Source organism: Streptosporangium sp. NPDC001681 (genome assembly GCF_040298085.1).
Classification (GTDB): Bacteria; Actinomycetota; Actinomycetes; order Streptosporangiales; family Streptosporangiaceae; genus Streptosporangium.
Window position 1 is genome coordinate 1 of the sequence record NZ_JBEOZN010000216.1, and the last position, 10098, is coordinate 10098.

The window sequence follows — 10098 nt, forward strand, 5'->3', positions numbered from 1 at the left end:
AGAACGATGACACGAACGAGCAGAAGGACACACCAGAACAGCCGACACAGAATTAGCCCAGCTCAACTGCCTTGATCAAATTGACAGGTTCCGAACCGATCAACCCCTGTTCCTAACCTCCGTGGTCAGAACAGTTAGGAGGGGGAGGCTGTTAGGGCCGCCCACGCACTCTCATCTTCCGACGCCTCCGATTGCCGATACGCTGCACGAGATCGGTTCGCGAATGACTCACGATTGCTCACGTCGCCATCACTTCATTACGAGATCTTCCATGATCGTCCAGGCTGGTCCGCTGGTATCCTCCGCCGATGGTCACGGCCACTATCGGCAGGCTTGGAGTCCATCCGTGTCCACCGTCGTTCGGGGCCGTCGCTAGTGCGTCGGCCACGAACGATTTCGGTTGAGGTGTGACGATCTCGCTCCTGGATAGCGACAAGGTCTCCCTTGCCGATAGCCAGGAGTTGGAGATGGCCACGAGAGTCAAGGCCCGCCGTCCGGCCCCCGAGGAGGGCCGCACTCTGCAGCGCATCGTGCGACGCGGCAAACACGGCTCCATCAGGGCCCGCCGCGCGATGATCATCATGGCGTCGGCGTCGGGCAACACGATCCAGGCGATCGCCCGCCTGGTCCAGGCCGACGAGGACACCGTCCGCGGCGTGGTCCACACCTTAAACACCGACGGACCGGCCTGCCTGGACCCGCACTGGGCCGGCGGCCGGCCACGCCGGATCACCGCCGAAGACGAGACCTTCATCATCCAGACCGCCAGGACGCGACCCAAGAAGCTGGGCCGGCCCTTCACCCACTGGAGCCTGCGCAAGCTGGCCGACTACCTCAACACCCACCCCGACCGGCCCATCGTGATCGGCCGGGAACGAGTACGGCAACTGCTCCGCGCCCACCACATCTCCTTCCAGCGCACCCGTACCTGGAAGGAGAGCACCGACCCCGACGCGGATACGAAACTGGATCGGATCGAGGAGGTCGTGCGCCGCTTCCCCCAGCGGTGCTTTCGCCTTTGACCAGTTCGGGCCGCTGTCCACCCGGCCCTGCCACGGCCACTGCTGGGCCAGGCACAAGCACCCCGACCGGCTCCCGGCCACCTACCACCGCACCCACGGCATCCGCTACTTCCACGGCTGCTACAGCATCGGCGAAGATCGCCTGTGGGGCGCAACCCGGCTGCGCAAAGGCGGCGACCACACCTTGACCGCCCTGAGGAGCATCCGCGCTACCCGTCCTGACGGCGCCCCGATCTACGTCATCGCCGACAACTGGTCAGGCAACCAGACCCAGCGCATTCGCTCCTGGGCCAGCAGACACAAGGTCGAACTGTGCTTCACCCCGACCGCAGCCTCCTGGGCCAGCCCGATCGAGCCACACTTCGGCCCGCTTCGCCGCTTCGTCCTGGGTAACAGCGACCCGGCCAACCACCCCGTCCTGGCCCGCGAGCTACAGGCCTACCTGCGCTGGCGCGACCACCACCGGCGCGACCCCGCACTGCTGGAAGCTCAACGCAAAGAACGGGCCCGCATCCGCAGCGAACGCCAGCAACGCTGGGGCCGACCACGATCCCGAGCAGCCTGACCACCGCACCCGGCGAACCATCGTGGTCAACGCACTAGCGGGGGTAGATGAGCGAGTGCGTCGCCTCAAGCCAGTCAGCGGCGATGTCCGTCCCCGTGATCCGGCCGATCAGCGTCAGGACGGAGCTGATGCTCTCGCCCTCGTCCACGCGATCCTCGATGACGTCGTCGCCGCTGGTCTGGAAGCGCAGCCCTTCCATGAGGTGGTCGAGCGCGTGCGGATCGCTCCCGTGCACGGGGTCGGGCCAGGTGGGCTGGAAGGCGACAACCACCTCCCCGTCCTTCAGATACTTGAAATGGTCATGGCCGCCCATATCCATACTGAAGCAGAGCGCCTCCCGCCCGCCCGCCGTCAACGGCAGCAGGAAATCGTCGTCGGTCGGCCCCGGAATGATGCAGGTCCACCCTCCGGCCTCGCCCACCCAGGTGGGCCCGCCTTCCTCACTGTTGTCGAGCAATTCGTTCAGGTGGCTCGGCGTGCTGGTGACGAGGTCCAGGGAGAAGGCCTCGGCGACGGCGTCGCGATCCATTCCTTTGACCCAGAGGGCGCTGAATCCCAGCGTCCAGAGGTCCATCTCGTCATCGAGTCCCTCGGTGAAGATGGTCGAGACTAGGAGATCGTGCAGGTGCGTCGGCGACTGCATGCTCACCTTCCGATGGTGGAGGAGCCGGGAGAGGGCGAGGCCCTCTCCCGGCTATGACGTTATGACGGTGGTGCGCCGTTGCGGATTCTGACCCAGAAGGCATTGGACGGCCAGTTGCCCGCGCCGCCTTCGAGCTGGCCAGAGGTGAAGACGCGGTAGCGGGCGTAGAAGGCCGCCAGGTCGCGTCCTGCGGCTTGGTTGTGGTCGGTGCTCACCTGACGAAGTGAGGCGTTGAAGGTGGGCGTCCAGACGTTGTTGATGAGCTGGCCTTCGACACCGATCGCCTGGTTGGTGGAGGCGAACGGATACTCGTCGCACTGCTTGCCCGGGCCGGCCCCGGGGAGGTTCGGGCAGTACCAGGTCATCTGCGTGCGGTTCTTCGAGTTGAGGAGAGGGCCGTCGGGTGCGCGCCCGTTTCTCGCCCGCCTGGTCAGGGGCGGTCTGGGTATCACGTCATAGTTGCCGGGGAAGCTCTTGGTGATCGGATTGCCGTTCCGGTCCAGCTTCGGATCGGTCGCCTGCGGGTTTTGGAAGGCGTCCCTGATGTGCCTCGCCACCTCACTGCGGAACGGGTCGTCCGCGTACATGGTGTAGACGCGGTCCGCACCCAGAATTCGGCACCCGCCGGAGTAGCCGATCCAGTCGTTTCCGGGCTGCCCATTGGCCTTGGGCACCGGATAGGAGAGGCGGATGCTGTCGCAGCGGGCGACGAACGGGAAGTCGCCCTTCGGGCGGGTGGGGATCTGCTCGGTTCCGAGGTGATGCCAGAGCTTGAACGGCTCCGGATCGAGGAAGTCGATGCTCACGCCGGGGTAGAGCTTGGGTCGCAGGGTGCAATTGCCCCACCTGGTGCCCTCGGATCGGAAGATCCAGGCGGCCCGGCCGCCGGATCGGCAAGCACCTGCGCTACCTCCCCGAAGACGTACGCGCCTGGGTCCGGGAGCAGACATGACCGTCTACGACCGATGGCACAAGTCCCACCCCGATCCCGGAGAGACGAAGTGCTCCGAGCACAAGCGTGTGCCGACCGCCAAGCACGGACAGGGGGTGCGCTGGCAGGTTCGCTACCGGAACGAGAAGGGCGAGCAGCGCAAGCGCAACTTCGAGAAGAAGTCCGACGCCGACCGCTTCGACGTGACCCGTCGTGCCGACGAACCGCGTGGTGAGTGGATCGACCCCAAGCTCGGGCAGGCCAGGTTCCAGGTGTACGCAGGAACGTGGCTGGCCTCTCGGCTGCACAAGCCCGGAACCTCGATGACCTACAAAGGGCACCTGAAGAACCACATCAACCCGGTGTTCGGCCTGGTACCCCTGATCTCCATACGACCTACTTCGGTACAGAAGTGGGTGAAGGACCTGCACGTGAAAGGCCTGGCCCCGCGCACAATCGAGACCATCTACGTGATCTTTTCCAGCATCATGCGCGGAGCAGTACGGGACGGCATGATCCGCCGCTCCCCTTGCGTCGACATCCGCTTGCCGGAGCCGGACAAGACCACGATCCGGCTCCTCTCCCCCACCGAGGTCATCACGCTCTACCGGGCCATGCGACCCGACTACGCGCCGCTGGTCCTCCTGGGGGCCGCGGCTGGCCTCCGGCAGGGGGAAGCACTCGGCCTAGCCGTCGACCGGATCGACTTCGCCGAGGGCATGCTGACAGTGAACCAGCAGGTCGTGGTAATCGACCGGCGTCCGACGCTGGCTCCGCCGAAGACGAAAGCCTCTGTCCGCGACGTCCCGATACCGGCCATTCTCGCTCATGCGCTGGCCGAGTACATCGACAGGCACAAACCTGAGGACGTTCTCTTTCGGACGACGCGCGGGAACTTGATCCGCCGCGACTACTTCAACGCCGACGTCCTGAAGCCCGCGATCTTATCAGCGGGAGTACCGGTGGACATGACGTTCCACGATCTGCGGCACACCTTCGCCAGTACGGCGCTCGCCGAGGGCGTACCCATCTCCGAGGTGTCCCGGTGGCTCGGGCACGAGTCCATCACCACGACCGTGGATCTCTACGGGCATCTGGTCCCGGAGGCATCCGAGCGGGCTCGCACGGCCCTGGACCACGCCTTCGCCACGGCGGGCGGGCTCACGTGAATGTGCCCTCATTGTGCCCTCCGACTGCTTTGATCTTGCCCGATCAAGGCTTCGCCGCAGATCAGAGAAGGATAGGGCGGACGAGTCGGCCTGTAGGCCGGGTTTTGTTCCTCACTTGCGTGAGGAGGCGACCATCCATCTAGGGCCGACGTTGCCGGCGGCCTCAAGCGGTCTACCCGCGCGGCTCGGGCGGGCAGCCCTCAAACGTCGCGCGCGGGGCGCTCCGGAGAGCGCCCCTTCTTGACCTTGCTCCGGGTGGGGTTTACCGAGCCGCCCACGTCACCGTGGGCGCTGGTGGTCTCTTACACCACCGTTTCACCCTTACCTCCCCGCGAGGGGAGGCGGTCTGTTCTCTGTGGCACTGTCCCGCGGGTCACCCCGGGTCGGCGTTACCGACCACCCTGCCCTGTGGAGCCCGGACCTTCCTCGGCGGGTCTCCGAAGAGACCCGACGCGGCCGCCCGGCCGGCTCGTCCGCCGTGTTCCAAGCCTAACGGGTCCCAAGTGGGCTCCAACCGAACGGCAAGTCATCTGCGCTGAAATATGAATCAAGCGGGACGGGACAGACGAGCGTCAGGGGAAAACGATGAGAGCAAGGATGGCCGGTCCCGCGCGCTGCCGGGATCCGCACCGGTGTGATGGGATACGGCCATCACACCGGGTGTGGACGCGCGCACCGATGCGGGAGGCGGGTGTCGGCCGTCTCCCGCATCGGGCCCGATCGTCGGCCGGAGGCCCGGCACCGTACCGCCACCCGAAACCGCCGGTTCAGCGCAGGTGGGAGGTGTCGTTGAACGCCTTCACCACCGCCGGACCGTCGGCGTAGTACTCGATCAGGGACAGGGCTGACAGGTCGAGATGCATGCGATACAGCGCGCTGAGGGGAGCGAGCAGCGCGAATCGCAGCAGCATCTTGATCGGCGTGACGTGGGAGACGGCGAGGATCGTCTTGCCCTCGTAGCGCTCGATCAGCAGGTCCCCGGTCGCCTGGACCCGCCGCGCCGCCTCCCCGAAACTCTCCCCACCCGGCGGCGCGGCGGACGGGTCCGCCAGCCACGCGGCGAGCTCGTCCGGCCAGCGACGCTGGATCTCGGTGAATGTGTGGCCCTCCCAGTCGCCGAAGTCGGTCTCCCGCAGCCCCTCCTCGACGACGACCTCAAGACCGGTCCTGGCCGCGACGATCTCCGCGGTGGCACGGGCGCGCCTCAGCGGTGAGCTGACGATCACCTGGATGCCGTACGACTCCCCCGCCAGCTTGGCGGCGGCGGCCTCGCCCTGGGCTATGCCGTTGGGCGTGAGTTCGGGATCGCCGAGCCCGGAGAACCTGCGTTCGACGGAGAGCGGCGTCTCACCGTGCCGGAGCAGGTACAGCGAGGTCGCGACCGAGGTGGGCGAGCGCCAGCCGGTGCCGCGCCCGGTGGACATGGCCGTCCGTTCCGCCGGCTCCCGGGTGACGACACCACCACCGGAATCACCGGCGCCGAGGTCATCGGTGTCGAAGAGGAGAAGGTCCTCGGCGGGGCCCCCACCGGTGAGGGTGGCGGCGGCACCACCCCCGGCGGCACCGCTCCCGGAGACAGCGGTCCCGGAGGCGCCGATCGCTCCCCCGGCGGGAGAGGAGGAAGCCGAGGCGGTCCAGGTGCGGCCCTTGGCCGCGGCGTCCATGGCCTCGTTGGCCAGGCGGTCGGCGTCCTTGTTCTTCTCGCGCGGGATCCAGCGCCAGGTCACCCGGAGGCGCCTGGCAAGGGCCGCGGCCTGTAGGGCGAGCGGGCGCAGGCCCTCGTTCTTGACCTTCCACCGGCCGGCCATCTGCTCGATGACCAGCTTGGAGTCCATCCGGACCTCGACCTTCGCACCGTCTCCGGCCAGGGCCAGCAAGCTGGTCAGGCCGGCGATGAGCCCGCGGTACTCGGCGACGTTGTTGGTCTGGGTGCCGATCGACTCGGCCGTCTCGGCCAGTACCTGGCCGTCGGCGGCGTCCTTGACGACGGCGCCGTAGCCGGCCGGCCCGGGGTTGCCCCGCGAGCCACCGTCGGCCTCCACAACGTACGAGGTCACAGGCCGGACTCCGCGGTGCGGACCAGGATCCGGCGGCACTCCTCGCAACGGATGACCTCGTCGTGGGAGGCGGCCTTGATCCGGTTGATCTCGGCGATGGACAGGCTGGTGCGGCAGCCGAGGCAGCGGCCGCCCTGGAGCATCGCGGCGCCCACCCCGAACTGCTCCCTGAGCTTGCCGTAGAGGGCGAGCAGGTCGGCCGGGATGTCCTTCTCGACCTCGGCCCGCCTGCGCTGGACCTCGCCCTTCTCCTTGTCGATCTCGGCGAAGACCGTGTCCCTGCGGTCCTCGGCGACGCCGCGGGTGCCCGTGAGCTCGTCGCGCTCGGCCACCAGCTTGGCGACCTGCGCGTCCGCCGCCTCGCGGCGCTCCATGATCTCCAGCACCACGTCCTCCAGGTCGCCCTGCCGGCGCGTCAGGGAGGCGATCTCCGACTGGAGGCTGGCCAGGTCCTTCGGCGAGGAGACCTGTCCGGAGTCGAGGCGCTTCTGGTCGCGTTCGGCGCGGATGCGGACCGAGTCGACGTCGGCCTCGGCCTTGGTCTGCTCGCGGGCGAGGTCGCCGGACTCGGTCTCGGCGGCGATCACCTGGGTCGCGATGCGGGCGACCCGAGCGGAGAGCTCGTCGATCTGGGCCAGCTCGGGCAGGGTACGGCGGCGGTGGGCCAGCCGGTCGAGGGCGGAGTCGAGTTCGGCCAGGTCAAGCAGACGCTTCTGGGCCGCAGGGGCTGCTTTCACGTGAAATCCTCGCACTTTGCTGTTGTTTTCCAGGCGTCCGTGACCGTCTCGGAAACGCGCGTCTCAACAGTAATCCCCCTGGCGGCCGATGCGGACGCCAGATGGTGCGCCGCGTCGGCGAGCCACGGCCACTCGGTGGCCCAGTGGGCGGCGTCGATCAGCGCGGGGCCGTCGGCCTCCATGAACTCGCTCGCCGGGTGGTGGCGCAGGTCCGCGGTGAGGAAGACGTCGACCCCGGCGGCGCGGGCCACCCCGAGCAGGGAGTCTCCGGACCCTCCGCTGACCGCGATCCGCTGGACGGGGCGGCCGGGGTCTCCGGCGACCCGCAGGCCGCCCGCCGTGGCGGGAAGCCCGCGCGCGGCCTGCCGGGCGAACTCGGCGAGGGGGACGGGGGCGGGCAGCGAGCCGATCCGGCCCAGGCCGCGCCTGGGGTCGTCGGCCGCGGGCATGAGCGGGACGAGCGGGCCGGTCAGGCCGACGGCGCGGGCGAGCGCGTCGGAGACGCCGGGATCGGCGACGTCGGCGTTGGTGTGGGCGGTGAAGAGCGCGACATCGTTCTTGATCAGCTTGTGGATCAGGCGGCCCTTGAAGGTGGTGGCCGCGACGCTCGTGGTGCCGCGCAGGTAGAGCGGGTGGTGGGTGACGATGAGGTCGGCGCCCCAGTCGAGGGCCTCGTCGGCGACGGCGGCCACCGGGTCGACCGCGAACAGGATCCTGCGCACCTCCGCGGCGGGGTCTCCGCAGACGAGTCCGACCGCGTCCCACGACTCCGCCCAGCGTGGGTCGTAGCGGGATTCCAACTCTGTGACGATGTCGGCAAGCGTAGGCACCCGCGCAGACTATCGGCCTATTCCCCGGCGCGAACGGATCACCTAATGTAAGCGGATACTGACCCATGGGGGAGCAGCGGAATCCAGTATTTATTCCAGTGTTTGTCGCATATGAAGAGGTGTGGAGTTGGGGAGACGTGGACGCAGGCGGCAGCTGGAGCTTGAGGACGTCCACCGGCGCCTGATCCTTGCCGGCATCGGGGACCGCTGCCGTGACAACACCGACCCGGAGGCGTACGCATGAGTCCGAAGATCGCGATCATCGGCGCCGGATTCGGCGGGCTGTGCATGGCCATCCAGCTGGAGAAGGCCGGCATCCGCTCGTACACGATCTTCGAGAAGGGGGACAACGTCGGGGGCACCTGGCGCGACAACACCTATCCGGGGGCGGGCTGCGACATCCCCTCGCACCTGTACTCCTTCTCCTTCGAGAAGTACTCCAGCTGGACGCGCCGTTTTCCCGAGCAGCCGGAGATCCTGGGCTACCTGGAGAGGTGCGCCGACAAGTACGGCGTGCGCCCCCACCTCCGGCTGAACACCGCGGTCGTCGCCGCCGTCTTCGAGGAGTCGCTGGGGAAGTGGCGGGTCCGCACCGCGGCCGGGGAGGAGCTGTTCGACGTGCTGGTGTCGGCCGTGGGACAGCTCAACCAGCCCCGCTTGCCCGACATTCCGGGAATGTCAACGTTTAATGGCACGGCTTTCCACTCCGCCCGCTGGGACCATTCCGTCGATCTGACCGGCCGGCGGGTGGCCGTGATCGGCAGCGGGTCCTCGGCGGCGCAGCTGATCCCGAAGGTCGCCGAGGTAGCCGATCACCTGGACGTCTTCCAACGGACCCCCAACTGGGTGATCCCCAAGGCGGACGCCGTCTTCGGCCCCGGCGCCAGGGCCGCCTTCCGCTACGTGCCGTTCCTGCAGCGCGCCTACCGCGAGTGGATCTACCGGTACGCGGAGATCGCCCTCTACCCGGCCCTGGCCGGAGGCTGGAGCTCCGATCCGCTCCGCAAGCGCGCCCTGGAACACCTGCACGACCAGGTCCCCGACCCGGTGCTGCGGGCCAAGCTGACCCCGGACTACCCGGTCGGCTGCAAGCGGATCGTCGCCGACAGCAAGTTCTATCCCGCGCTGACCCGCCCCAACGTGGACGTCGTCACCGACCGGATCACCCGGATCGTCCCCGGCGGTGTGGAGACCGCCGCCGGACTCCACGAGGCCGACGCGATCGTCTACGCGACCGGCTTCGAGACCTCCGACTTCCTGGTTCCCATCCAGGTCACCGGGCGCGGCGGCCGGCACCTGGCCGAGGAGTGGAAGGACGGCGCGGAGGCGTACCTGGGCATCGCCGTGCCGCACTTCCCCAACCTGTTCCTGCTGTACGGCCCCAACACCAACCTCGGCCACAGCTCGATCGTCTTCATGATCGAGTGTCAGGTCCGGTACATCATGGGCTGTCTGCCGCAGCTGACCGCGCGCGGGCCGATGGAGGTCAGGCCGGAGAAGATGGCCACCTGGCGGCAGAGCCTGGAGGCGGCCATGGAGCGCATGGTCTGGCAGGCGGGCTGCACGAGCTGGTACAAGAACGCGGCCGGCCGGGTGACCAACAACTGGCCGGGCACGACGGCCGCCTACCGTCGCATCACCGGCGCCCCGGACCCGGACGCCTTCCACTTCACGCGCTGACCCACGCTCCCTCGCGAGGCACGGGGGACGAAGTGCCGATACCGTCGTGGCGAACGAGAGCCGTACGCGCAGAAGGGCCCGCCGTGTCCGCCGACCTCCACCGCGACTCCGTGGTCGCCGATACCCACAACGACCTGCTGATGGCCGTCACCGCCAGACCCCCTCGGCGGTGGGCGTCGTTCTTCCGCGAGCGCTGGCTGCCGCAGCTGCGCGAGGGCGGGGTGAACCTCCAGGTGCTGCCGGTCTTCATCGACGAGCAGTACCGCCCCGAGGGCGCGCTCCGGCAGACACTGCGCATGATCGAGTGCGCCCACGTGCTGGCCGAGGGCAACGCCGACGCCGTACGGCTCTGCCTGGACGGCGCGCAGGTCGACGAGACGCTCGCCCAGGGCAGGATCGCCCTGGTCCTGGCGCTGGAGAGCATGCCGGGGCTGGATTCGGCCGTCGAGCTGGTGCCCACGCTG

Annotated in this window: 8 protein-coding genes, 1 other RNA gene and 1 pseudogene; 4 read left to right on the top strand and 6 right to left on the bottom strand. The window is 68.3% G+C overall.

Translation table 11 applies throughout. From position 1 onward, the window contains the following. The first annotated feature begins 467 nt into the window (after window positions 1-467). Window positions 468-1587 (top strand): annotated as a pseudogene (locus ABT130_RS45720) (IS630 family transposase). Between the two features lie 34 nt (window positions 1588-1621). Here the strand turns inward: ABT130_RS45720 and ABT130_RS45725 are convergent. Both ABT130_RS45725 and ABT130_RS45730 read right to left on the bottom strand, forming a co-directional pair. Then, window positions 1622-2230: a DUF6461 domain-containing protein gene (locus tag ABT130_RS45725; RefSeq protein ID WP_350923684.1), complete on the bottom strand. Its 609-nt coding sequence runs from the start codon at window positions 2228-2230 to the stop codon at window positions 1622-1624. 59 nt (window positions 2231-2289) lie between these two features. Beyond that, window positions 2290-3036, bottom strand: a complete 747-nt coding sequence (locus ABT130_RS45730; protein WP_350966218.1) for a NucA/NucB deoxyribonuclease domain-containing protein — start codon at window positions 3034-3036, stop codon at window positions 2290-2292. 142 nt (window positions 3037-3178) lie between these two features. On the opposite strand from ABT130_RS45730, the gene ABT130_RS45735 reads away from it, so the two are divergent. Next, window positions 3179-4330, top strand: a complete 1152-nt coding sequence (locus ABT130_RS45735) for a tyrosine-type recombinase/integrase (protein WP_350966219.1) — start codon at window positions 3179-3181, stop codon at window positions 4328-4330. A 77-nt stretch (window positions 4331-4407) separates the two neighbouring features. Here ABT130_RS45735 and rnpB read toward each other — a convergent pair. The 4 genes from rnpB to ABT130_RS45755 form a co-directional block, all read right to left on the bottom strand. Next, window positions 4408-4802, bottom strand: an RNA gene (gene rnpB, locus ABT130_RS45740) — RNase P RNA component class A. A gap of 295 nt (window positions 4803-5097) precedes the next feature. Beyond that, on the bottom strand, window positions 5098-6387 hold the full coding sequence (locus ABT130_RS45745) for a bifunctional RNase H/acid phosphatase (protein WP_350966220.1): 1290 nt from the start codon (window positions 6385-6387) through the stop codon (window positions 5098-5100). Then, the gene (locus ABT130_RS45750) at window positions 6384-7124 is read right to left on the bottom strand and encodes a zinc ribbon domain-containing protein (protein ID WP_350966221.1); all 741 of its coding nucleotides are present in this window, start codon (window positions 7122-7124) and stop codon (window positions 6384-6386) included. The genes ABT130_RS45745 and ABT130_RS45750 overlap by 4 nt, the downstream gene beginning before the upstream one ends. Then, the gene (locus ABT130_RS45755) at window positions 7121-7954 is read right to left on the bottom strand and encodes a Nif3-like dinuclear metal center hexameric protein (RefSeq protein WP_350917802.1); all 834 of its coding nucleotides are present in this window, start codon (window positions 7952-7954) and stop codon (window positions 7121-7123) included. Before ABT130_RS45755 ends, ABT130_RS45750 begins: the two co-directional genes overlap by 4 nt. 240 nt (window positions 7955-8194) lie before the next feature. Between ABT130_RS45755 and ABT130_RS45760 the strand changes: the two genes are divergently transcribed. After that, the gene (locus ABT130_RS45760) at window positions 8195-9634 is read left to right on the top strand and encodes a flavin-containing monooxygenase (RefSeq protein WP_350966222.1); all 1440 of its coding nucleotides are present in this window, start codon (window positions 8195-8197) and stop codon (window positions 9632-9634) included. An 83-nt stretch (window positions 9635-9717) separates the two neighbouring features. After that, window positions 9718-10098: membrane dipeptidase (locus ABT130_RS45765; RefSeq protein WP_350966223.1), on the top strand; the 381-nt coding region annotated here is incomplete at its 3' end.

Excerpts from the sequence above, each read along its gene's own strand:
- ABT130_RS45725 (WP_350923684.1), bottom strand. The coding sequence starts at position 2,230 with ATGCAGTCGCCGACGCACCTGCACGATCTCCTAGTCTCGACCATCTTC.
- ABT130_RS45735 (WP_350966219.1), top strand. The coding sequence starts at position 3,179 with ATGACCGTCTACGACCGATGGCACAAGTCCCACCCCGATCCCGGAGAG.
- ABT130_RS45760 (WP_350966222.1), top strand. The coding sequence starts at position 8,195 with ATGAGTCCGAAGATCGCGATCATCGGCGCCGGATTCGGCGGGCTGTGC.